Annotated in this window: 20 protein-coding genes and 2 pseudogenes; 12 read left to right on the top strand and 10 right to left on the bottom strand. The window is 70.1% G+C overall.

The annotated features are described in order from the left end of the window. The first annotated feature begins 43 nt into the window (after positions 1–43). The gene (locus IEY89_RS11360; protein WP_229695154.1) at positions 44–562 is read left to right on the top strand and encodes a GNAT family N-acetyltransferase; all 519 of its coding nucleotides are present in this window, start codon (positions 44–46) and stop codon (positions 560–562) included. Between the two features lie 46 nt (positions 563–608). On the opposite strand, the pseudogene IEY89_RS11355 reads toward IEY89_RS11360, so the two are convergent. Then, positions 609–1,054, bottom strand: a pseudogene (locus IEY89_RS11355) (DinB family protein); the annotation flags it as partial. A gap of 1 nt (position 1,055) precedes the next feature. Here IEY89_RS11355 and IEY89_RS11350 point away from each other — a divergent pair. Continuing rightward, positions 1,056–1,355 (top strand): annotated as a pseudogene (locus IEY89_RS11350) (SAM-dependent methyltransferase); the annotation flags it as partial. A 498-nt stretch (positions 1,356–1,853) separates the two neighbouring features. On the opposite strand, the gene IEY89_RS11345 reads toward IEY89_RS11350, so the two are convergent. Then, positions 1,854–2,210 carry a DUF192 domain-containing protein gene (locus tag IEY89_RS11345; RefSeq protein WP_189147200.1) on the bottom strand — a complete coding sequence of 119 codons (357 nt, stop codon included), beginning with the start codon at positions 2,208–2,210 and terminating at the stop codon, positions 1,854–1,856. A 678-nt stretch (positions 2,211–2,888) separates the two neighbouring features. Here IEY89_RS11345 and IEY89_RS11340 point away from each other — a divergent pair. From IEY89_RS11340 to IEY89_RS11325, 4 genes are all read left to right on the top strand, one after another. Continuing rightward, the gene (locus tag IEY89_RS11340; RefSeq protein ID WP_189147199.1) at positions 2,889–3,665 is read left to right on the top strand and encodes an isoprenyl transferase; all 777 of its coding nucleotides are present in this window, start codon (positions 2,889–2,891) and stop codon (positions 3,663–3,665) included. A 356-nt stretch (positions 3,666–4,021) separates the two neighbouring features. After that, a complete protein-coding gene (gene phoH2, locus IEY89_RS11335; RefSeq protein ID WP_189147198.1) occupies positions 4,022–5,347 on the top strand; it encodes an RNA 5'-3' helicase PhoH2 in 1,326 nt (441 codons plus the stop codon). Between the two features lie 457 nt (positions 5,348–5,804). Next, entirely contained in the window at positions 5,805–6,512 is a 708-nt protein-coding gene (locus IEY89_RS11330) for an aggregation-promoting factor C-terminal-like domain-containing protein (RefSeq protein WP_189147197.1), read from the top strand. Between the two features lie 170 nt (positions 6,513–6,682). Then, positions 6,683–8,143 (top strand): AI-2E family transporter, encoded by a 1,461-nt coding sequence (locus IEY89_RS11325; protein WP_189147196.1) that lies wholly within the window; start codon positions 6,683–6,685, stop codon positions 8,141–8,143. Between the two features lie 581 nt (positions 8,144–8,724). On the opposite strand, the gene IEY89_RS11320 is transcribed toward IEY89_RS11325, so the two are convergent. Then, a complete protein-coding gene (locus IEY89_RS11320) occupies positions 8,725–9,663 on the bottom strand; it encodes a M56 family metallopeptidase (RefSeq protein WP_189147195.1) in 939 nt (312 codons plus the stop codon). A gap of 184 nt (positions 9,664–9,847) precedes the next feature. Further along, positions 9,848–10,381 carry an alkyl hydroperoxide reductase gene (locus IEY89_RS11315; RefSeq protein ID WP_189147194.1) on the bottom strand — a complete coding sequence of 178 codons (534 nt, stop codon included), beginning with the start codon at positions 10,379–10,381 and terminating at the stop codon, positions 9,848–9,850. A gap of 92 nt (positions 10,382–10,473) precedes the next feature. On the opposite strand from IEY89_RS11315, the gene IEY89_RS11310 reads away from it, so the two are divergent. From IEY89_RS11310 to IEY89_RS11295, 4 genes are all read left to right on the top strand, one after another. Further along, positions 10,474–11,427, top strand: coding sequence for a hydrogen peroxide-inducible genes activator (locus tag IEY89_RS11310; protein WP_189147193.1), 954 nt, complete (start codon positions 10,474–10,476; stop codon positions 11,425–11,427). A gap of 182 nt (positions 11,428–11,609) precedes the next feature. Then, positions 11,610–12,671 (top strand): MarR family transcriptional regulator, encoded by a 1,062-nt coding sequence (locus IEY89_RS11305; RefSeq protein ID WP_229695153.1) that lies wholly within the window; start codon positions 11,610–11,612, stop codon positions 12,669–12,671. 102 nt (positions 12,672–12,773) lie between these two features. Continuing rightward, positions 12,774–13,172, top strand: a complete 399-nt coding sequence (locus IEY89_RS11300) for a roadblock/LC7 domain-containing protein (RefSeq protein ID WP_189147192.1) — start codon at positions 12,774–12,776, stop codon at positions 13,170–13,172. 8 nt (positions 13,173–13,180) lie between these two features. Then, a complete protein-coding gene (locus IEY89_RS11295) occupies positions 13,181–13,609 on the top strand; it encodes a hypothetical protein (RefSeq protein WP_189147191.1) in 429 nt (142 codons plus the stop codon). Between the two features lie 113 nt (positions 13,610–13,722). Here IEY89_RS11295 and IEY89_RS11290 read toward each other — a convergent pair whose 3' ends face one another. The 5 genes from IEY89_RS11290 to IEY89_RS11270 form a co-directional block, all read right to left on the bottom strand. Then, positions 13,723–16,053: an ABC transporter permease gene (locus tag IEY89_RS11290; RefSeq protein ID WP_189147190.1), complete on the bottom strand. Its 2,331-nt coding sequence runs from the start codon at positions 16,051–16,053 to the stop codon at positions 13,723–13,725. Further along, the gene (locus IEY89_RS11285; RefSeq protein ID WP_189147233.1) at positions 16,050–16,739 is read right to left on the bottom strand and encodes an ABC transporter ATP-binding protein; all 690 of its coding nucleotides are present in this window, start codon (positions 16,737–16,739) and stop codon (positions 16,050–16,052) included. The genes IEY89_RS11290 and IEY89_RS11285 overlap by 4 nt, the downstream gene beginning before the upstream one ends. 8 nt (positions 16,740–16,747) lie before the next feature. Continuing rightward, positions 16,748–17,275: a PadR family transcriptional regulator gene (locus IEY89_RS11280; RefSeq protein WP_189147189.1), complete on the bottom strand. Its 528-nt coding sequence runs from the start codon at positions 17,273–17,275 to the stop codon at positions 16,748–16,750. 183 nt (positions 17,276–17,458) lie between these two features. Next, positions 17,459–17,737: a type II toxin-antitoxin system antitoxin gene (locus IEY89_RS11275; protein WP_189147188.1), complete on the bottom strand. Its 279-nt coding sequence runs from the start codon at positions 17,735–17,737 to the stop codon at positions 17,459–17,461. Beyond that, entirely contained in the window at positions 17,734–18,681 is a 948-nt protein-coding gene (locus IEY89_RS11270) for an SPFH domain-containing protein (protein WP_189147187.1), read from the bottom strand. Before IEY89_RS11270 ends, IEY89_RS11275 begins: the two co-directional genes overlap by 4 nt. Before the next feature lie 255 nt (positions 18,682–18,936). Here IEY89_RS11270 and IEY89_RS11265 point away from each other — a divergent pair, with 255 nt between their 5' ends. Together IEY89_RS11265 and IEY89_RS11260 are read left to right on the top strand one after the other, a co-directional pair. Beyond that, positions 18,937–21,375, top strand: coding sequence for a transglycosylase domain-containing protein (locus IEY89_RS11265; protein WP_189147186.1), 2,439 nt, complete (start codon positions 18,937–18,939; stop codon positions 21,373–21,375). A 106-nt stretch (positions 21,376–21,481) separates the two neighbouring features. Continuing rightward, complete coding sequence (locus IEY89_RS11260; RefSeq protein WP_189147185.1) at positions 21,482–21,646, top strand: hypothetical protein; 165 nt, start codon at positions 21,482–21,484, stop codon at positions 21,644–21,646. Positions 21,647–21,834: 188 nt separating this feature from the next. Here IEY89_RS11260 and IEY89_RS40550 read toward each other — a convergent pair. Further along, a partial coding sequence (locus IEY89_RS40550; protein ID WP_229695152.1) for an ATP-binding SpoIIE family protein phosphatase occupies positions 21,835–23,279 on the bottom strand: 1,445 nt, incomplete at its 5' end.

Here is a 23,279-nt window from a genome sequence, read left to right as displayed (position 1 = left end):
GACTTGCCGGTCAATGTCAGTGCCCCCTGCCAGACTCCCCACCATGACCGACAAGGTGACCGACACCCCGAGCCACGGCGGAACCGGCAACGACGTGCAGCTTCGCGACGTCGTGGAAGCCGACCTGGAGTTCCTGCTCGCGTACGAGAACGATCCCGAAGCCGCCCGGCGGTCGCGGTTCACGCCCAGGCCGCGGGACGCCTTTATGGCGCACTGGAAGTCCAAGATCCTCGGCGACAGCACCGTGTTCGTGCAGACGGTCACCGTGGACGCCGAGCCCGCCGGCAGCATCGTCGCCTGGTGGGAGGGTGAACAGGGCGCCGGTGGGCATCGCTTCATCGGGTACTGGCTCGGGCGGCCGTACTGGGGGAGAGGGATCGGGAGCGTCGCCCTCGGGCTGTTCCTGCTCCGCGAGACCAACCGGCCCCTCTACGCCGATCCCTTCGCCGGGAACACCGCCTCCGTCCGCCTCCTCGAAAAGCACGGCTTCCGTCGCACCGGCACGGTCCGCTACGGCGACAACGAGCACGTCATGCTCGTCCTCGACGCCGAGAGGCCATGAAGCCCCACCGGGCCTACCGGGCCGAACCGTTCAATCAGCCCGTGAGTCACGCCGGTTCGTACGCCCCGGTCACCCCGTCGATCAACTCCCGCACGATGTCCATGTGCCCCGCGTGCCGGGCGGTCTCCGCCGTCATGCGGACCAGGACCCAGCGCAGCGAGCACTCGTCGTCCCGCCATGCCGGCTTGCCCAGGGTGTCCAGGGGGAGTTCCGTCAGTACGCGGTCGGCGGCGGCGCGGGCGCGGGTGTAGAAGTCGGTGATCCGGGCCTTGCTCTCGTCCGGGCCCGTGCTCATGTCCTCATCGGTGTAGGGGTCGAACCAGAGCGGTTCCACCTCCCGGCCGAACGTCTCGACGAACCAGCCGTACTCGCCGACGCCAGATGCTTCACCAGCCCCAGCAGACTCGTCCCTGACGGTGTCATCGGCCTGCGGACCTGGTCCTCGCTCAGGCCCTCCAGCTTCCACAGCACCGCGTCCCGCTCCTGGTCGAGCTTCCTCGGACCGCTGCCGGACGAACAGCACGAGGTCCGCCACCCCGACCGTGAGCGGGTCGGCGCGGAGGCCGCCGGGCTGGAGATCGTCGAACTGCGCGCCGAGCGGCTGCGGATGGAGTTCTACGACATCGCGGCCGTCGTCCACTTCCTGCGCAAGGTGATCTGGATGGTGCCCGGGTTCACCGTCGACGCCTACCGTCCCCAACTCCGGTCCCTGCACGAGCGGAACGAGGCCGAGGGTCCGTTCGTGGCGCACAGCAGCCGCCAGCTCTTCGAGGCCCGCAAGCCGCCCGGCTGATACGACCGGCCTGCCTCTCCCGCTCGACCGGACCGGTCGTCACCGACGCCACCCGCCGGAGGCGCTGCTTCCGCCGCAGAGACAGAACTGGCGAGTAACCGCTGTCCGAGTCGGCGGGAGCAGCCTCGACTGAGGAGATGGCTGGAGATCCGCCCCCTCATGTCGCTGAACAATTCCGGTGAAGCGCCATATACCGTTACTTATCTGTCGCAGGCATCCGGATATCGCTCCCGCTCATCCGAATATTGGCGAGATCTCGGCGGAGGAGTCGGGTCACGCTGACCGCCTGTGGGACATGTGCGCATATGCCCGAAAAGGTTTCACGAGGTTTCCACATCGTTATCGCAGTCGTCCGCGAGCATGGCCCGGCGTCGCGTAAATTTGGCCAAAGGTAATTCGCGTGAGCAAAGTCGCGCGGACGGTACCGCGCAGAGGAGGGGCCTGCGCGGTGCCTTGCCGCCTCACCCGGCGCGGCGCCAGATTTCGTTCCGTGCCTGCTCAGCGGTCCTTCGGAACCGCCCCGTCCGCCCGGATCGTGAGCTGTGCACCCCGGCGTACGCCCCACCTTGCCAGCGCCCCGGCCTCCGCTTCCAGGATCGACCGCACCCAGGGGCGTGGAAGTCCAACTCGACCCGGACGCATGGTTCTTACCGCCCGGACCCGCGCTTTTCCGTCGAGATAGGCGACGTCGATCGCGAACCGCATCCCGAACGTGTGCACCGAACTCGCGGGCGTCAGCAGCAGCGCGCCCTCGATTCCGTCCCGGCCGAGCAGCCCGCGTCGCCGTGCTCGTCCCGACTCGGCGAGCTCCAGCGCAATCGGCTCCGGTGTCTCAGTGGTGGTGAACGTGGCCATGGCTGCGAAGTTAGCGAGGGCGTCAAGCGAGCGTTCGCGGCAGGGCCGCCTCCGGGAGGGACGCCCGGCCCGCAGGGCTCCCGGACCCGTCCGGTACCCGAATGGCCCTGGGGTGGTGCGCGGGCATCCGCCAGGGGGGTGAAACCCGTCAGGCTCCTCTGGATCTCCCCGAATCCCGCGATATTTCCTGGGAATCAGCTGATTTCCGGCCATGATCCGACCGTGGAAATGGGCTTCGGAGGCCATCCACGCGTTGCCGGGCGACTTCGGAGAGTAGTTTTCCGCGCCGATGTACACAGCATCACTCACGAAGGGTTATGGTGGAAGCCCCCCCTCGGGCCGGTCCGTCTCCCCCCCCACGGACCGGCCCGTTTTTTGTGCCCTGTCGGAGCCAGCCGGATACCGCCGCTCTCCGACCTCTTCTCCGGCGCCCCCTCCTCCCGCGCTTCTCCGCGCCTCCGCCCCTCCCTCCTCCCGGGAGGCGAGGTCCGCTTTGCCCGCCCGTGGTCCTCCCGGACGCAGGGCCCCGTTCCCCCGGGCGCAGGACCTCCCTTCCCACAGCGGTACGCTTCCTCTCCGGGGATCGCCACCCCCGAGGACCGCCACACGGGCAGGGATCGCGCCAGGGATTGCGCCCGGCCGCGCCTGTCCGATCCGTACGGAGGGGCTGACAAACACGTGAACCTGCGCGACAACCTGCGCCGACTGCTGGTCCGGGTCTACACACGCAGGGTGGAGGGCCATCTCGATCACGACCAGGTGCCCAAGCACATCGGCGTCATCGTGGACGGCAACCGGCGCTGGGCGAAGGCGGCGGGTTCCACCACCGCCCAGGGACACCGGGCCGGCGCGGACAAGATCGAGGAGTTCCTCGGCTGGTGCTCCGAGACCGATGTCGAGGTCGTCACCCTCTGGCTGCTCTCCACGGACAACGTCAACCGTCCGCCGGAGGAACTCGCACCCCTCCTGGAGATCATCGAGAACGTCGTGACCTCCCTCGCCGCCGACGGCCGCTGGCGCGTCCACCATGTCGGCAACCTCGATCTGCTCCCCGGACAGCTGCAGACCCAGCTCAAGGAGGCCGAGGAGGCCACCGCGCACGTGACGGGCGGGATACTGGTCAACGTCGCCATCGGCTACGGCGGCCGGCAGGAGATCGCCGACGCCGTGCGCTCGATGATGCTCGACGCCCACGAGAAGGGCGCCTCGCTGGAGGAACTCGCCGAGAACGTCGACATCGACCTGATCGGCAAGCACCTCTACACCAGCGACCAGCCCGACCCCGACCTCGTCATCCGCACCAGCGGCGAGCAGCGGCTGTCCGGGTTCATGCTCTGGCAGACGGCCCACTCGGAGTACTACTTCTGCGAGGTCTTCTGGCCGGCCTTCCGCAAGGTCGACTTCCTGCGCGCCCTGCGCGACTACGCGGCCCGCCACCGGCGTTACGGCGGCTGAACCAGGCCCGAGCCGGGTCTGGCCAGGCCCGCCCCGAGCGTGCCCCCGGCATCGGAGTCACCCCCTCTGGGACGGAAGTAACAAGGAGTTCACCAGCGCGCCGCCCTGTGGTGTGGCATGGCGGCGCATGTTCGAGGGCATAAACCAAGCAGGTCGACACCCGAACCACGGGCGTCGTATCTCAGCGGGCGGCACGGGGCCGTCCGCCCGGGAGGCCCTTTGCACCAGCCCGACCGTGTGGTCACAGCACGGGCGAACAGGCGGAGGGCCGGTTCTCGGCCCGCGCAATGGGGCCGTCGACCGGTCCAGATCTCCTTCGTCGCTCCCCGACCTCATCCGAGGGGGTACGTCCTTCCGTGGTGACCAGCACAAAGCGCCGTATGCCAGACCGGCGCACCTATGTTCTCGACACCAGCGTCCTGCTGGCCGATCCAGGCGCCCTGAACCGCTTCGACGAGCACGAAGTCGTGCTGCCGATCGTCGTGGTCACGGAGTTGGAGGCCAAACGGCACCATCCCGAACTCGGCTACTTCGCCCGGCAGGCCCTGCGCATGCTGGACGAGTTCCGCGTCCGGTTCGGTCGACTCGACGCCCCGATTCCGATCGGGGAACTGGGTGGGACCGTCCGTGTCGAGCTCAACCACTCGGACCCCAGCGTGCTGCCAAGCGGCTACCGCCTGGGGGACAACGACTCCCGCATCCTCGCGGTCGCCCGAAACCTGCAGGCCGAGGGGTACGACGTCACGGTCGTGTCGAAGGACCTGCCGCTCAGGATCAAGGCCTCGTCCGTCGGACTCCTCGCCGAGGAGTACCGCGCGGAGCTGGCCATCACGGGCTCCTCCGGCTGGACCGGAATGTCCGAACTGACCCTGCCCGGCGAACAGGTGGACCTCCTCTTCGAGGAAGGGCACGCCTACGTCCCGGAGGCCGCCGAACTGCCGGTGCACACCGGCCTGACGATCCAGTCGGAACGCGGCAAGGCCCTGGGGCGTGTCACGGCCGAGGGCAACGTCCGTCTCGTACGAGGGGATCGCGAGGCGTTCGGCATCAAGGGCAGGAGCGCCGAGCAGCGGATCGCGCTCGACATCCTCCTCGATCCGGACATCGGGATCGTGTCGATGGGCGGCCGCGCCGGCACCGGCAAGTCGGCGCTCGCGCTGTGCGCCGGTCTGGAAGCCGTGCTGGAGCGGCGGCAGCACCAGAAGGTGATGGTCTTCCGGCCGCTGTACGCGGTCGGCGGCCAGGAACTCGGCTATCTGCCCGGATCCGAGTCCGAGAAGATGGGTCCCTGGGCGCAGGCGGTCTTCGACACGCTGTCCGCGGTCACCAGCCGCGAAGTCATCGAAGAGATCACCTCGCGCGGCATGCTCGAAGTGCTGCCCCTCACCCACATCCGCGGCCGGTCGCTCCACGACGCGTTCGTGATCGTGGACGAGGCGCAGTCGCTGGAGCGGAACGTCCTGCTCACCGTGCTGTCCCGAATCGGAGCCAACTCCCGGGTGATTCTCACCCATGACGTGGCACAACGGGACAATCTACGGGTCGGTCGGTACGACGGTGTCGTAGCCGTCGTCGAGAAGCTGAAGGGGCACCCGCTCTTCGCGCACGTCACCCTCAACCGGTCCGAGCGGTCCCAGATCGCGGCCCTGGTGACCGAAATGCTGGAGGACGGGCAGATCTGACACTGTTGGGCAGATAGGGACTCGTTCGGGCAATTGGGCAATTGCTTCCGGTTACCCAGGAGTTCGTGAAAGAGGCGCCGTCCGGCAAAGGCGAAGAGCCTAGCCGGGCGGCGCTTCCGCGTCTGCGGTTTTCCTCAAATCACCTGCGACAAACGAGGTGTGAGCTTTCACACGCAACTCAGAATTGCCACTCGGCGTCCGGGTGCGGCAGAGTCTCACTCCTGTCAGGCCCCGCATACGACACATCTGTACCCCCAGTAGTACGGCACCGCCGAAGCATCGCCTTCAACTCCATACCGTCGTCGTATGCCGCCCGTGCACCATGTGGCGCTCCCCGCAAAGGAGTTCCCCACCGGGCCCGTGTCTCCCGTGACCCCGCAGTTGGGAGGCCAGTGACTTGGGGGCAAGATTGCGTCCGCCAGGGTCACCGAAGCGGGCGATGCTGGAAGGAAACCGTGTGAGCCGGATTTCGGTCCGGGGACTCGCAGTGGCCTCGGCCACCGCGGTCACCGCTGTCGGCGCAGTTACAGGTGTGGCCTCGGGCAACACCGGGACCCCCAACGATGCCGAGGCCCTGGTAGGCGACACCACGCTGCTCACGGACATTCCCGTGGGCTCCCAGGCCGAGGTGCAGACCGCGTCCCTGACGCAGCAGGCCGACATCCAGGCCATCGCCGCCGACGCCACCGCCAAGAAGGACGCCGAGGAGTCTGCCCGTAAGCAGGCTGCCAAGGACGCGGTCGCCAAGCAGAAGGCCGCGGAGAAGGCAGCCGAGAAGGCCGAGGCAGAGGCCAAGGCGCGCAAGGAAGCGGAAGCGGCGGCCAGCCGTTCCGCGACGCGTGACGCGTCCAGCTTCCCGGTGCAGGCTTCGTACTCCGTCGCCGAAGTCCAGGAGATGGCGCGCCAGATCGTCCCGGCGGACCAGTTCCAGTGCTTCAGCAACATCGTGGACCACGAGTCCAGCTGGAACTACCAGGCGGACAACCCCAGTTCCGACGCGTTCGGTCTCATGCAGGCGCTCCCGGGTTCCAAGATGTCCTCGGCGGGTGCCGACTGGGCGACGAACCCGGCCACCCAGATCAAGTGGGGCCTGAGCTACATGGCCGATCGCTACGACAGCCCGTGCGGCGCGTGGAACTTCTGGCAGGCCAACAACTACTACTGAGCACTTTCGCGTCTTCCGCGCTCAGTTGTCTCAACCTTTCCGAGCCCCTCACCGTCCTTCGGTGAGGGGCTTCGGCCATGTACGGTCGGATCTGGACCGCTGCTCCCGAGGCTCAGGAGGCTTTGGGGAGAAGAATGGGCAGAGGGAGATACGGGGGACGAGGGCGGATCATGTCGAGAGTGCCGCGGTGGCTCGGCCGCGTCGGGGTCCGGCTCACCGAGATGGGCGAGCGGTTGGACGCGCGCCGTGCCGAGGTGGAGAAGGAGCACGGGGACGACGGGGGCTCGTACGGCGCTCCGTCACCGCCGCACACCGCGCCGCCCGAGCCCCGGTACGAGGAGGAGCAGCCTGTTCGCGCGGCTACCACCACCACCCCGACGGGTCCTGGTGTACTCGCCGTCCGGCCCGAGCCCGCCTCCGTCGTCCCGTGGGGCGTACGGGTCGCGGCCGAGGCGGGCTGGCGGCTGCTGGTGCTCGCGGGCACGCTCTGGGTGCTGATGCGGGTCATCAGTGCGGTCCAACTCGTCGTCTTCGCCTTCGTGGTGGCGCTGCTCATCACCGCGCTGCTCCAGCCCGCGGTCGCCCGTCTCACCCGGTGGGGAATGCCGCGCGGTCCCGCGACCGCGCTCACCGCGATCCTCGGGTTCGTCGTGATGGGGCTGATCGGCTGGTTCGTGACCTGGCAGGTCATCGAGAACACCGACCAGCTCTCCGACCAGGTCCAGGACGGCATCGACGAACTGCGCAACTGGCTGCTCAACAGCCCCTTCCACGTCACCGACAAGCAGATCAACGAGATCGCCGAGAACCTTCGTGAAGCGGTCGGCGCCAACACGGACCAGATCACGTCGGCGGGCCTGGAAGGCGTCACGGTCATCGTCGAGGCGCTGACCGGCATACTGCTGGCGGCCTTCTCGACGCTCTTCCTCCTCTACGACGGCAAGCGCATCTGGGAGTGGACGCTGAAGCTGGTGCCGGCGGCGGCCCGCCCCGGTGTCGCCGGCGCCGGCCCGCGAGCGTGGCGCACGCTGACGGCGTATGTGCGGGGGACGGTGATAGTGGCTCTGATCGACGCCATCTTCATCGGTCTCGGCATCTACTTCCTGGACGTGCCGATGGCTGTCCCACTGGCCGTCTTCATCTTCCTGTTCTCCTTCATCCCGCTGGTCGGCGCGGTCGCCTCCGGCGCCCTGGCGGTGGTGGTGGCGCTGGTGACCCAGGGCGTCTTCACGGCGGTGCTGGTGGTCGCGGTGGTGCTGGCCGTGCAGCAGATCGAGGGCCATGTCCTGCAGCCGTTCATCCTGGGCCGGGCGGTGCGGGTCCACCCGCTGGCGGTGGTGCTGACCGTGGCGGCGGGCGGCCTGGTGGCGGGGATCGGCGGCGCGGTGGTCGCCGTACCGCTGGTCGCGGTGACGAACACGGTCGTCGGCTATCTGCGCGTGTACTCCCAGGCCTACAGCAACGCGGCGGACGCGCTACGCCACGCACCGCAGCCACGCGGGGCCACAGCGGTGGACATCGCCCTGACCAAGGCTCAGCAGGAGACCCAACAACAGCCCCAGCAGCCAGAGCAGACGGCCCGGACCGAGCGACCCGAAGAGGGGTCGCCACCGTCCGACCCGGCTCAGTAGTCGGTCGGTCGGCGGCGCCGGGCGACCCGGTGCGACGGTCGACCGGCCGCCCGGCCGAGGCGACGAGCACGGCCGGCTCCGACACGCAGGGTCGTCGGCGGATCCAGTCTCCGGCGAACGACACGTCCGCGCCCGGGAGTTTGCCGGAAACGTAACGCGGAACCGACGGTTCCGATGCGGCCGGCCGTGTCCACACGGGAGGAGCCGGCTCGGTGCCGCGCGCCCTTGAGGGGGCGCGGGCAACTGTGCGACCAGCCGCAGCGGGCCGGCGGTCGCCGTACCGCGTGGCCGACGCACCTCGCTGCGGTCAGCCGCGTCTGCGCGGCGGAGCCAAAGAAAGCCACAGCTCGGCGCCACGCCTCTGAAGGGGCGCGGGGAACTGCGTGGCCAGCCGCAGCGGGCCCGCGGTCGCCGTACCGCGTGGCTGACGCAGTTCGGTGCGGTCGGTCGTGTCCACGTGGCGGGGGCAAAGAAGGACACAGCTCCGCCGCGCGCCCTTGAGGGGGCGCGGGGAACTGCGTGACCAGCCGCAGCGGGCCCGCGGTTGCCGTACCGCGTGGCCGACGTGTGTAGCCCGAAGGTCAGTTGAGGACGTTCAGGGCCGGGCTCAGGGCGATGAGGAGGGGGATCAGTGGGGCCAGCGCGGCGGCCAGGAGAGTGGCGGCGCGGTAGGGGGCGTCCAGGCGGGGCGGGGGCGCGAGGAGGCGTTCGACGCGGTCGCCCAGCTGGCCGCGGGTGCAGGCGCAGGACAACACGCCCCGGTGTCGGTTGAGTTCGATCAGGGCGAGCGCGGTGGTGCGGTGGCCGCAGCGCCGGGACGCGCTGTCGTCGGCGGCCAGTTCGACCAGACGGTGCGTCTGGTCCCTGAAGTGCGCGAAGACCGGGACGCGCGGAAAACCGGTGGCCAGCGCCTGCGAGAGGTGCAGCAGCCAGTCGTGGCGGGCGCGGGCATGACCGAGCTCATGGGCGAGTACGGCGTCCAGCTCGTGATCGGACAGTCGGCGCAACGCACCCGTGGTGACGACGAGTTGGGGCGCGGGCCCGGACAGCAGCCAGGCGTCGGGATACTCGTCCTCCAGGACCAGCAGCGGCCCCTTGGCGGCCGGGAAACCGGCGGGCAGGTCCGGTGCCCGCTCCCGCAGATGCGCGCGCCGCAGCCGACGCCGTCTGCGTGCCTCGGCGAGTTCCCGGGCGAGCATGGCGACCGTCCAGGCCGCCCCGCAGGCCAGCAGCAGCGTCAGTACGGTGAGCCAGACGGGCGGTCGCCCCAGCTCGTAGGCGGCGGTGACCGAGGGCGGCGCCGGTGCGAAGGCGTGGGCCCGGACGGTCCCGAACGCGGCCGTCGTACCCAGCAGCAGCGCGGCGAGACAGCACACCAGCACGGTGGCGACCAGGCACTGCCACACCCACAGCCCCAGCACCGGCTCCCGGTCGGGCCAGCCGGCCCGGGTCAGCACACGCGGCAGGACAGCGGCGGCGGTCAGGGCGACGACGGCCATCAGCGCCAGGGCGACGGTCATTGCGGGTGGCTCCCTCAGTCGGAGAAGGACGGTCCTCGCGGCCGGGACGACGAAGGCGGCGACGAACGGAGTGAGGGTCCGCCCATTGTCGGACGTACCGCCTGCCACGTCCAGTCACCCGCCCCGCCTGGCAGCACACGGCTGCCCCGCAGATACTCGGCGGCTGCGGCTGCGGCTGCGGCGGCTACTCGGCGAGGATCGCCTCCGCGTCCAGCGTCGTGCCGACGGCCTGGACGACCGCCGCGATCCTGAACGCCTCCTGCACCGTCTCCCGGCCGACGCCCGCACCCCGCAGCACCCGCTCGTGTGCGTCGAGACAGGCTCCGCACCCGTTGATCGCCGACACCGCCACCGACCACAGCTCCACGTCGGTCCGCTCGACGCCCGGATCGCCGAGCACGTTGGCCCGCAGACCGGCGCGCAGCCGCCCGTACTCCGGGTCGGAGAGCAGATGGCGGGTGCGGTGGAAGACGTTGCTCATCGCCATCATGGCCGCGGTCGACCGGGCGGCCGTGTACGCCTCCGGGGAGAGGCGCGCCCTGGCCTCAGGCCCCAGCTCGCGCAGCACGCGCGGTGAACGGGACGCGATCGCGCAGACCAGCACGGTGCCCCACAGCCGCTGCGGGGTGAGCCGGGAGCCGTTGACGACCGATTCCAGGTTGAGGCGCAGGTCCGCCGCGTAGTCGGGCAGAGCGGACTTCAGTTCCGCGAGACCCATACCCACTCACCGCCCTTGCTTGATTGATCGAAGGAATCGCTACACTCGGTTGTGTTGATCAGTGAAACCTATCAGTCAAGGGGAGTGTGGACATGGCCGCGCCCAAGAACACCGACGGGCGCCGTCGGCCCAGTCTCGCCCAACTGCGCGCCTTCGTCGCCGTCGCCGAGCAGCTGCACTTCCGGGATGCCGCCGCCGCGATCGGCATGAGCCAGCCCGCGCTCTCGGGCGCCGTCTCCGCCCTGGAGGAGGCCCTCGGCGTCACCCTGGTGGAGCGCACCACCCGCAGGGTGCTGCTGTCGCCCGCCGGTGAGCGGCTCGCCGTAAGGGCCCGGGCCGTGCTGGAGTCGGTCGCCGCGCTCATGGAGGAGGCCGAGGCCGTCCGCGCGCCCTTCACCGGGGCCCTGCGGCTCGGCGTGATCCCGACCGTCGCGCCCTACCTCCTGCCCACCGTCCTGCGCCTCGTCCACGACCGCTACCCGGACCTCGACCTCCAGGTCCACGAGGAGCAGACCGCCGGCCTCCTCGACGGACTCACCACCGGCCGCCTCGACCTGCTCCTGGTCGCCGTCCCGGCCGGGATGCCCGGCGTCCTCGAACTCCCCCTCTTCGACGAGGACTTCGTGCTCGTCACGCCCCTCGGCCATCCCCTCGGCGGGCAGACGGACCTCCCGCGCGAGGCGCTGCGCGAACTCGACCTGCTCCTCCTGGACGAAGGGCACTGTCTGCGCGACCAGGCGCTCGACATCTGCCGGGAGGCCGGGCGCGCGGACGCCCCGGTCACCACCACGGCCGCCGGTCTGTCCACCCTCGTCCAGCTCGTCGCAGGCGGCCTCGGCGTGACACTGCTGCCGCACACCGCGGTCGACGTCGAGACGGGCCGCAGCGACCAGCTCCGCACCGGCCGCTTCGCCGCCCCGGCCCCGACCCGCCGGATCGGCCTCGCGATGCGCGCGGGCGCCGTGCGGGGCGCGGAGTACGAGGAGCTGGCGGGGGCCCTGCGGGAGGCGTTGCGGCCGTTGCCCGTGCGGGTGTGGGGCGACTGAAAAGGTGACGGTTCGATCAAATGAGCGTCGAACAAAGACCGTTGAACGGCGAGAGATTTCAACTTCCGTCAGGTAGGAAGACCCCGGTCTGAATATGCGCCCGGACTGATACACATACCCCCTCAGTGCTACGCGTCAGGCGTATGTGCGAAATGCCGATGAGAGCAAGGCCAAGGGGAGTGATGTCGGTCATCCGCGATTCCGTATCCACATCCGCCCCGGATCCCGAATCCGTATACACGCGCGCATCCCCGGATTCCCTTGGCCGGATCGGCTACGACCTGCTGCTGAACGCCCTGGCCGAGTGCGGGCGCGAGGAGTTCACCGGGGCGCTGCGCGCGGCCGGCAGCCCCGGCGGGACCTTTCATCTCCGGCGCGGACTCGTCGTCGGCGCCGAGAGCCCGGGCGCCCCGGGCCCGGAGGCGCTGCTCCTGCGCTCCCGCCGGATCAGCGGTGAGGAGTGGGCCGAGCTGGTGCGGGAGGCCGGGGGAGCGCGCTGGCCGGGCGCCGAGCTGATCAGGCACGGGTACGCGGGCGCCGCCCAGCTGCGGGTCGTCTGCATGATGGCGCTACGGGACGCCGTCTTCGCGGTCGTCGCGGGCCGGGTGGACGCCTGCGAACGCGACCCCCGGGCCGAGCCCCTCGCCCCCGTGCCGGTGGGCGAGGGGCCGATCCGCCTCCTCCAGGACGCCAACCGCAAACTGGCCGCCCTCGCCGCCCTGCCCCACCCGGTACGCCCGAACCGTGAGCGGCCGAGCCCGGGTTCGGCGCCGGTCGCGGTGAGCGACGGGCGACTCACCCCCGTACAGCAGGAGTTGCTGGACCAGGCCGACGGTCGCCGGACCGCCCGTGACCTCGCGTTCCGTACGGGGCGAGGGGTGTACACGGTGACCGTCGAGGTGGCGCGGATGCTCGGCGCCGGGCTTCTGGAGTGCGCCGAGGGGGCCGCGCCGCTGCCGGTCGTACGGGTGCCGGAGGAAGGGCTGCGGCAGCGCAGGCCGCCTGCGCCACCGCCACCCCCGCCGCCCCCGTACGTCGACCCCGCCGTGGTCACCGCGCTGGCCGCCGTCCTCGCCTCCGACGCCCAAGCGCTGCCCCGGCGGGCATCGCCACCGAGGGCCCCCGCTCCCGCACTGCCCCGCCGCGAACCCGGTGCCAGTGGCATCACCGAATCTCTCGCCCCCGAAAAGCGCGGGACGAGCTGGAAAGGGTTCTTTCGCATGAGGAACGGAACCGCCAAATAACGCCCGACGGAACTCAGAGGCTCATCGGAAGCTCATGGGAGCTCATTGGAAGCTTATGGAAACCCGTAGAAGTCCATAGAAACCCATAGGGGAGTTGAGTACATGGACCACAATGCGCTGGCCATGGAAATGCGCGACCTGCGCGAAAAAGTGGACGGAATCACCGACACGGCGATCGCCGCGACCGACGGACTGCTCATAGCGGCGGACACCGCCGCGTCGATCGACCCCGAGAGCCTGGCCGCCATCGCCGCCGCGGGGCTCGGCCTCGCCCGCCGGGCGGCCCAGGCGACCGGCCGGGGCACCCTGCGCCGGACGGTCACCTACGGCAGCCAGGGCTGCGCCGCGTTCTACGCCGTCGGGGACACCGCGCTGATGGTCGTACTCGGCGACGAGGGCGTCGACCTGGACCGGCTGCACCGTGCCACCCAGCCGGCGCTGCGCCGTATCGGCTCGATCCTCTCCGCGACGGATCCCGCCGTGGCGACCGAAGGAGTGTGAAGGAAAGGATGGGGACGAAACGCATGACCACAGGTTTCTCCGACCAGGTCATGAGCCTGGTCAAGGCGCTCCGTACCGATGCCCCCGAGTGCGTGGCGTCCGGGGTGGTCGACATGGCCACCGGGATGCTGCTCTCGTACGAGACGGTCGACAACCATCCGCCGGAGGTGCTCGACCTGCTGGCGGGCGCGACCCTCGACCTGTTCCAGGGCCGTACGGTCGTGATGATCGAGGACGTGTTCAAGGAACGGCGGGGCGTCCAGAGCGACCAGCACTTCTTCCAGGAGATTCTCGTCAACAGCGAGAACCTCACTCACCTGTTCGTGCGGCTGAACGAGCAGCAGGACGTCGTCGCCGTGGTCGTCTGCCGCAAGGCGGTCAACGTGGGCATGCTCTTCGCCCAGGTGCGACGGGTGGTCAAGGAGTACAGCCTCTGAAAGGACCCGATCCGCGCGGAACCGAGGGCGCCTGAGCGGATCGCGCACGGGGCCCCTCCCCAGGAGACCGAGGTCCGGGGGAGGGGCCCGTGCGATGGGCGGGCGCGGAGGCGCTACTCCGTGCGCAGACCGTCCGGCCGCATCAGCCGCAGCAGCGGCGGCAGACTCAGCACCGTGACCAGCAGCGCGACGCCCGCGCCGATGCCGGTCATCGTCAGTACGGCGGCCCAGTCGATGCCGAACGACCTGTTCGTCATCTTCAGCAGGACCACGCCCAGGGTCAGCCCCACGCCCGACGACAGCAGCAGCCCCAGTCCGATCGGGATCACCGTCTGCCACAGCACCGACAGGCTCAGGGTGCGCCGCCGGGTACCGAAGGCGACCAGGGACGACAGCAGTTTCCGGCGCTCGCGAAGCTGCTCCAGCTGGGAGACCAGCAGGCTCACCCCGATCAGCAGCAGGACGCAGGTGGCGCCGACGAACAGGCCGGTGCGGATCGAGTCGAACTGCCTGACGCGTTTGGTGGCCGTCCAGGTCGCGGGATCCGTGAGGGGGTCGATCCGCGCCGCCGTGTTGCGGACCAGGTCGCGGGCGTCCGCCACCTGGGGATCGAGGCCGATGAAGATCCGTCCGGCAGCCCGCGCCACGACCTCCTCGGGCAGGGCGCCCGGCGTGGCGAGAACACCGCCGCGCTCGATCCCGGACGGGTCCTCGCGGGTTCCTGCCGGCTGGACACCCGCCGGGACCGTCCAGGCGACCGCCGGCCTCACGCTCTGCGAATAGCCCGGGCTGACCCACAACTTCCGGCCCGGCTTGACCAGTCGGGGCGCCTCCGTGGCGTACTCGACGCCCCGCACGGTGAAGACGTCACCGTCACGGCACGAGGGGAGCCGGCCCACCTCGCGCAGTGCCGCGCAGTCGCCGATGGTCAACTCGACGTACTTCTCGGGGGACTTGGCCTTCTCGCCCACCGAACCGTAGGACAGCACGGTGACCTTCCGCACGCCCTCGGTCCGGGCGAGCTCCTGGCTCGCCCGGACGAGCGGGACGTTGTCGGGAATGCTGACCTCCATCTGGGCCCGGTCGAGGTTCTCTTTCGTCGGGGTCTCGTAGGCGCCGGCGACCCCTGAGAAGAACATCTGCAGGGCGATGGCACCGGCCACCGCCACCGCGATCCCGTTCACCATGCGGGCCGCCGTACCGCTGCTCAACTGGAGCCGCCGGACGGCCAGTTGCCAGGAAAGTCCGCCGGAGTCGAGCCGTGCGACCACCGCCTCGACGACCCAGGGCAGGAGTGCGGTCACCCCGATGAGCAGCAGCGAGACACCGGCGATGACAAGGAAGTCGTTGAACTGCCCGGCGTCGTTGCCCTGCCCGATCATGGGGGAGAGCGCCGCGACCCCGCCCAGCGGCAGCAGCAGCCGCCACCACAGCCGACGGCGTGGGGGCCGGGCCGTACGCACCACACCGAGCGGCTCGATCACCACACCGCGCAGCGCGAACAGGGTGACCAGCACGGCGGCCAACGGCACGGCGACCGCGACCAGGACGGCCAGCGCGGGAGCCGGATTCAGATCGCTGGGGAACACGCTCATGTCGAACACGGCGACATAGCCCGCGGCCTGACGGCCGATCAGGAAGAAGACGGTGCCGAAGACGAGCCCGACCGCGGCGCCCGCGAACGCCTCGCCCGCGGCGATCCGCCGGGTCATCATGCCGTCGGCCCCGACCAGCCGCAGCGCGGCCAGCCGCCGGTCGCGCCGCTCACCGCCGAACCGTACGGCCGTGGCGATGAAGACGCCGACCGGCATCAGCAGCACCACGAAGACGACGAGGGTGAGCAGGAGCAGAACCGGGTCCATCCCCTCGGACGACGGATGCAGATCCCCGAACTGGTTGATCCGCGTCACCGTACCCCCGGCGAAACGGTCCGCCAGCCCCTCGCCACCCTGGTAGAAGGCGAGTTCGGCGGGTCCGACGAGCCCGTTGTCGCCGATGGTGCCGACGATCCGGTCCGACAGCCGTTCCCGCAGCAGCTTGCCGTCGCCGGACTCCAGCAGCCGTTCGAGCGCGGGGGAGACGAACATCTCGCCGACCGCGGGAAACCTGTCGATCCCCGGCGGCAGGGGCGCCCGCACCCCTTCGGGTTCCAGCTCCCGCCCGCGTAGCTCGTCCTCACGGAAGGTCGTGGAGACGCTCGCCACGATCAGCGTGTTGTCGGCCTTCGGCATCTGTTTGTCGACGTACATGATGTTCGTACGGGCGCTCTCGCGCTCGCCCCGCGCCGCCAGGGCGCTCGGGATGGCGGTCGTCAGCAGCAGCAGCGCCACCCCGAGCCCGACCCCGACGGCCGTCAGCAGGACCCGCCCCCAGCCCTCGCGCCCGCCCGTGAAGGCGAACCGGACCCCCAGGCCGAGGTCCCTCGTCCAGTGCCCCACGCTCATATGACGCGCTCCATGTCCCGCGACTTCCCGTCCCGCACGACGATCTCGCGGTCCGAGTAGGCGGCCACCCGGGCCTCGTGCGTGACCAGCACGACGGCGGCGTTGGTCGACCGGGCCGCCTCGGTGAGCAGCTCCATCACCCGCTCGCCGTTGAGCGAGTCGAGAGCCCCGGTGGGCTCGTCGGCGAACAGCACCCGGGGACCGGTGACCAACGCCCGTGCGACGGCGACCCGTTGCCCCTGGCCGCCGGACACCTCGCCGGGCCGCTTGCCCCTGAGGTCGTCGACCTCCAGCCGCTCCATCCAGGACAGCGCGGTCCGCTCGGCCTCCTTGCGGGAGGACCCGTTGAGCCGCAGCGGAAGGGCGACGTTCTCGACGCAGGTGAGCTCGGGCACGAGCTGCCCGAACTGGAACACGAAGCCGAACTCGGTGCGCCGCAGCTGACTCCGCTGCGCATCGCTCATGCCGGCCATCTCGCGACCGTTGTACGTGATCGACCCCGAGTCGGGCGGCACGATCCCGGCGAGACAGTGCAGCAGGGTCGACTTGCCGGACCCGGACGGGCCCATCACGGCGACGACCTCGCCGGGGTGGATCGAGAACTCGGCGCCGTCGAGGGCGTTGGTCGGGCCGTAGGCCTTGCGCAGCCGGCTCGCGACGAGCAGGGAACCGGGCGGGGCGGTCATGGGACCGGTCATCGGGACGTCACCGCCAGAGCGAGCTTGTCGAGTCGCGCGGCGGTCAGTTCCAGCCAGCGCAGATCGGCTTCGAGGTGGAACAGGGCGTGGTCGCAGATGAGCTGGTCGGCGAGGTCGCCCTTGCGCTTCCGGTCGGTCAGGATGCGCATCATCCGCAGATGCTCCGAGCGCTGCGTGTCGAGGATGTCACCGGCGTCGCGGTGGGTGAGCAGCGCGAGGACGACCTTGATGTAGAGGGTCGACTGCAGATAGGGCTCGGGCTTCTCGGGCGTCGCGAGCCACTGCTGTACGTCGGTGATCCCGGCGTCGGTGATCGCGTACCGCTTGCGCTCGGGCCCTTCGCCGGCCTCGATCCCGTCGACCGCGACGAGCCCGTTCTTCAGCAGCCGGGACATCGTTGAGTAGACCTGCCCGTAGTGCAGCGGGCGATCCTGACCGAACTTCTCGTCGAAGGCCCGCTTCAGGTCGTAACCGTGTCGGGGGCCGGACTCCAGGAGTCCCAGAAGGGTGTGACCGATGGACATGGGGAGGACTATAGGCACGGGGTATACGTGTCATGTATACCCGCTGTGTATAGAGGGTGTGAACGCGCAGGTGGGAGCCCATTGTCACGGTTCTGTCACCGGGGGCTCAGCTGACCGTTTGCCGTCGCCTCTTCAGCGCCGGACGGGCACTTTCAGCCCGTCCGGCGTTTGGGGCGAGGCCCTTCAGGTCGACGGCGGTCTGGGGGTGGAGCCCCCAGGGGGACGCCCGCGGCGTGGGATGGGGCCCGCCTCCCCGGGAAGCCGACCCGCCTCCGCCAGGGCCCGCCGCAAGACGAACTCGATCTGCGCGTTCGCCGAGCGCAGCTCGTCCCCCGCCCACCGGGCCAGCGCCTCGTACACGGCGGGGTCCAGCCGCAGCAGCACCTGCTTGCGCTGCTGCTGCGGCCGACGCGCGGGACGCTCGGGTTCTTCAGCCGCCGGACCCCCGGAGGAAATACTCACTGGTACAGGGATCCCGTGTTCACGACCGGCTGGGCCGCACGGTCGCCGCACAGCACCACCAACAGGTTCGACACCATCGCCGCCTTCCGTTCGGAGTCCAGCTCCACGATGTCCTGCTCGGCGATCCGGGCGAGCGCGGCCTCGACCATCCCCACCGCGCCGTCGACGATCAGCCGCCGCGCCGCGACGACCGCCCCCGCCTGCTGCCGCTGGAGCATCGCCGAGGCGATCTCGGGAGCGTACGCGAGGTGGGTGAAGCGGGACTCGATGATGTGGACGCCGGCCGCCGCCACGCGCGCGTGCAGCTCGACGGCCAGCTTCTCGGTGATCTCCTCGGCGTTGCCGCGCAGCGAGAGCCCGTCCTCGTCATGGGCGTCGTACGGGTACTCGATGGCGATGTGCCGGACGGCCGCCTCGGTCTGGGTGGACACGAACTCCACGTAGCTGTCCACCTCGAACGTCGCCTGTGCGGTGTCCTGGACCTTCCACACCACGACCGCCGCGAGTTCGATCGGGTTGCCGTAGGCGTCGTTGACCTTGAGGACGGCCGTTTCGTGGTTACGGACCCGGGTCGAGATCTTCGTGCGAGAGGTGAGCGGGTTCACCCAGCGCAGCCCGTCCTGCCGGATCGTCCCCCGGTACCGCCCGAAGAGCTGGACGACCCGCGCCTCGCCCGGCGCCACCGTGTTCAGGCCGCACATGGCGATGAAGGAGGCGAGGCCGATCAGGATGCCCAGGATGATCAGCGCGGCCTTGGCCCCGCCCCCGGAGACGGCCGTCGCGCCGACGATCATGCCGACGCCGAGCGCGAGTCCGGCCAGCCCGAGCAGCAGGGCGAGCCCGCCCCCGATGCTGTGGGCCGGAAACTCCCGGACCTGTGGGTCGGGCATGTCGGGCAGGTCGACGTCGGGATCGGTGGTCGGAGTCGAGTCGTGCGTGGTCATGGATGGTGCCCCCGTTTCGTCGCTGTCGTTGCTGTCGCGGCAAGAGCCTAGCAGTGTTCTAGCTAAGTGATATCACTTTAGCGGGCTTGGCAACCTTCCGCAGCTCTCAATGGTCGGTTCCAGTGGGGCAGGTGCTGATTGTCACGTCCGGAAAAGAGGGGATCGAAAGCTCGTCGTCTTATCTGCCGGTGTTAGTTTTCTGAGCTGACCTGAGCCATGAACCTGTGCGAAGAAGGAAGCGGAGCGAAGCGACCCATGGGACGAGCGGACGAGAGACGAGCGCGGCAGCATCGCGGTGGCCGCCGCGCGGCGCCCAAGCGCTCCTCCAGGGATGCGTCGACCGGGACCGGGACCGGCGCGGAGACCGGTACCGAGGGCGGGATCGCGACCGCGACCGAGCCCGTGACCACGGGCAGGGCGGCGAGCAGAGCGGCGGCGCGCGGCAAGAGCGCCAGGAGTGGCAAAGAAGGTAAGAGTTTTCTGCGCCGGCTCTTCACCTGGAAGAAGATCCTCGGCGCGTTCTTCGGCTTCCTGCTGCTCGGCATGGGCGCCTTCGTCGTGCTGTACCTGATGATCGGCGTGCCCGCGGGCAACGCCGCCGCGGTGAAGCAGAGCAACGTCTACAAGTACGGCGACGGCACCGTCCTCGCCCGCACCGGCACGGTCAACCGCGAGATCGTGGACCTGGCCGAGGTGCCCAAGAAGGTCCAGCTGACCTTTGTCGCCGCCGAGAACAAGTCCTTCTACAAGGACTCCGGCGTCGACCTCAAGGGCACCACCCGCGGTCTGATCAACACGCTGTCCGGCAAGGGCAAACAGGGTGGTTCGACGATCACCCAGCAGTACGTCAAGAACTACTACCTGGAGCAGGACCAGACCATCACGCGCAAGCTGAAGGAACTGGTCATCTCGCTGAAGGTGGACCGGCAGAAGACCAAGGACTACATCCTCGCCGGCTACATCAACACCAACTACTACGGCCGCGACTCCTACGGCATCCAGGCCGCCGCGCAGGCCTACTACCGCGTCGACGCCAAGAACCTCACCGTCGAGCAGGGCGCGTACCTCGCCGCGCTGCTGCAGGCGCCGAGCCAGTACGACTGGGCGGTCGCCTCCGACACCGGCAAGAAGCTGGTCACCGCCCGCTGGAACTACGTCCTCGACAACATGGTCGGGGAGGGCTGGCTCGACAAGTCCAAGCGCGACGCCATGAAGTTCCCGGTGCCGAAGGACCCGAAGGGTGCCCCGGGACTGGAGGGCCAGACCGGCTACCTCGTCGACGCCGCCAAGAAGGAGCTGGCCAAGCAGCTCGTGGCCCAGGGCACGGCGGACGACACCAACAGCGCGAACGCGCTGGTCGACAAGGGCGGCTGGACGATCACGCTCAACATCGACCGGAAGAAGCAGACCGCGCTGGAGCAGGCGGTCAAGAGCCAGCTCACCAGCAAACTCGACGCGAAGAAGCGCAAGGTCGACGGCAACGTCCAGGCCGGGGCGGCGTCCGTCGACCCCAGGACCGGGCGGGTGCTCGCGCTGTACGGCGGCACCGACTACTTCAAGCACTACATCAGCAACGCGACCCGGCGTGACTACCAGCCCGCGTCCACCTTCAAGCCGGTCATCCTCGCGGCGGCCATGGAGGAGAAGGCGCGTACGCAGGACGGCGATCTGATCACCCCGGACACCGTCTACGACGGCACGAGCGGCCGGCAGGTCGTCTCCGACGGCAAGAAGGTCGGCTTCGGCCCGCCGAACGAGGACAAGGCGGACTACGGCGACGTCACCGTCCAGACCGCGATGAACAAGTCGATCAACTCGGTGTTCGCGCAGATGGGCGTCGACGTCGGGATGCCCGAGGTCATGAAGGTCGCGGACGAACTCGGCCTGGACACCGAGGGGTTGCAGGCGGTACCCGCGCAGACCCTCGGCACGATGGGTGCGAGCCCGCTGGAGATGGCCGCCGTCTACGCCACCCTCGACAACCACGGCCGCAAGGTCACCCCGGCCGTCGTCAAGTCGGCCGAACACAAGGACCGTACGGTCGAGTTCGACTCCCCGCTCGGTGAGCAGGTCATCACCCGCGAGGCCGCCGACGCGGTCACGTCGGTGCTGACGGGCGTGGTCGACGACGGTACGGCCCGGGTCTCGGTGGCCCAGGCGCCGAACCGCAAGGGCCAGCAGGTGGCCGGCAAGACGGGTACGTCCGACGAGAACAAGTCGGCCTGGTTCACCGGCTACACGCCCGGTCTGGTCACCGCGGTCGGTCTGTTCGGCGAGGACACGAAGGCCAACAAGCAGGTCTCCCTGAAGGGCGCCACGGGTCTCATCGCCGCGGGCGGCGGCCGGATCAACGGCGGTGGCTACCCGGCGAAGATCTGGGCGGAGTACACCTTCGGCGCGATGGGCAAGGTGACCAAGTTCGACCTGGACACCACGCTGGGCGCGGGCGTGAAGCCGACGCCGACGCCGTCCGCGACCCCGTCGGAGACCCCGTCGGTGACGCCCTCGGCAACCCCGTCGCGGACGCCGTCCGTGACCCCGTCGGTGACGCCCTCCGTGACCCCGTCCGTGACCCCGTCGGTGACGCCCTCCGTGACCCCGTCGCTGACCCCGTCGACCCCGGCGGCGACTCCGACGGACGGCGGGGCCGGAGGCATCACCCTGGATCCGCCCGATCCGGGCGACGAGCAGTGACAGAGGTGCCGGTCACGCCGTAGGGCGTGGGACGTAGGACGGAAAGTGCCCGGAGCCGCTCTCGCGGCGGCTCCGGGCGCGTTACCCGCAAGGAGCCGAGCAGCGCATGGGTGCGGGCATCCTCATCGTGCCGTTGGCCGTCTACGTCGCCCTGGTGACCGTGCTGTGCGTCAAGGTCGGCGACAGGACCTCATGGAAGATGGGCCGGCTCATGGCCGCGGCGGTGGTGTTCCTGCCGATCGGCGTCGTCATCGCCGCCCTGGTCCCTTAGGGCCGGCCCGGCCGGGCGCGTAGGCCGGAGCGGATCCGTCGATCGGTGCTCCACCTTCCGCGCCGCGAACCACAGCGCCCTGCCGCACGGTTTCCCTTCCGGCAGGACGTGGGCCCACACGTGACGGGCCCCGGGATATCGCACATGATTCCGCGCCGAGTCCTGGGCGGACCCGCGGCCCGAGGCGGTCACCCCCGGTTCAGTTCGAACCAGACCACCTTCCCCGTGCTCAGCCGGGTCGCACCCCAGCGCCGGGCCAGGCGGTTGACGAGAAGCAGTCCACGCCCGCCCTCGTCCGTGGCCCGGGCCTGGCGCAGGCGTGGCAGCTGCGGCACGTCGTCCCCGACCTCGCAGCGCAGTACGTCGGTCCGCAGCAGCCGGAGGGTGATCGGCTTGGTCGCGTAGCGCACCGCGTTCGTCACGACCTCGCTGACCAGCAGCTCCACCGAGTCCGTCATGTCCTCCAGGCCCCACCGGGACAGCGCGCGCCGGGCGAGCCGACGGGCCCGGCCGGGCGCGGCGTCCTCCGGGTCCAGGTACCAGTACGCGACGTCGCTCGGCGCGATGCCGTCGAAGCGGGCGGCGAGCAGCGCGATGTCGTCGTCCCGGTCACCCGGGCCGAGCATGTCGAGAACCTCGTCGCACAGGGCTTCGAGGGGCGGCGGATGGTCGGGCCCGGTCAGCTGGGCGGTCGCGGCGAGCTTCTCGCGCAACTGCTCTATGCCGGTCCACACGTCCCGCAGCCGGGACTCGACGAGCCCGTCCGTGTAGAGGAAGAGGGTGGCGCCGGCCGGCGCGTCCAGCTCCACGGCCTCGAAGTCGACGCCGCCGACCCCGATGGGCGCGCCGGACGGCACCTTCAGCACCTCGGCCCGGCCGCCCAGGTGCAGCAGAACGGGCGGCGGGTGGCCGGCGTTGGCGATGGTGATCCGGTGCGATACCGGGTCGTAGACCGCGTAGAGGCAGGTCGCCATGCGGTCCGTGCCGAGCCGCTGGGCCTGTTCGTCGAGGTGGTGCAGGACCTCCTGCGGGGGCAGGTCGAGCCCGGCGAGGGTCTGCGCGGTCGTCCGCAGCTGGCCCATGATGGCCGCGCTGGTCATGGAGTGCCCCATGACGTCGCCGACGACGAGCGCGACGCGGCTGCCGGGCAGCGGGATCGCGTCGTACCAGTCACCGCCGACGCGGGCGGTCTCGGCGGCCGGAAGATAGCGGGACGCGAGCCGTACGCCTGTGGGGCGCGGCAGGGTCTCCGGCAGCATCGTGCGCTGCAGCTCGTCGGCGATGTAGGCCTCGCGGCCGTACAGCACCGCCTTGTCGATGCCGAGGGCGCTGTGGGTGGCGAGCTGGGCGGCTACGAGGAGGTCGTCCGTCTCGAACGGGATGCGCTCCGGGCGGCGCAGGAAGAGCGCGGCGCCGATGACCCGGCGCCGGCCGCGCAGCGGGGCGAGGATCGCGCGCTGGCCGTCCGGTACCTCCAGTTCGCAGCCCTCGCCGAGCAGCTCGGGCAGGGCCGCGCGGGCTGCGGGCGCGTCCGCGAAGACGGGCCGGACGCCGCGCAGCACCTCGGCGAGCGCGCCGCCGGGACGCACCTCGCACAGCTCGGCGCTGACCGGGGACAGCTCTGGCGGCGGCT

It is taken from the genome of Streptomyces lacrimifluminis (genome assembly GCF_014646095.1).
GTDB classification, from domain to species: Bacteria; Actinomycetota; Actinomycetes; order Streptomycetales; family Streptomycetaceae; genus Streptomyces; species Streptomyces lacrimifluminis.
Note: the sequence above shows the minus strand (reverse complement) of the source record. Positions and strands in the feature narration are given on the sequence as shown.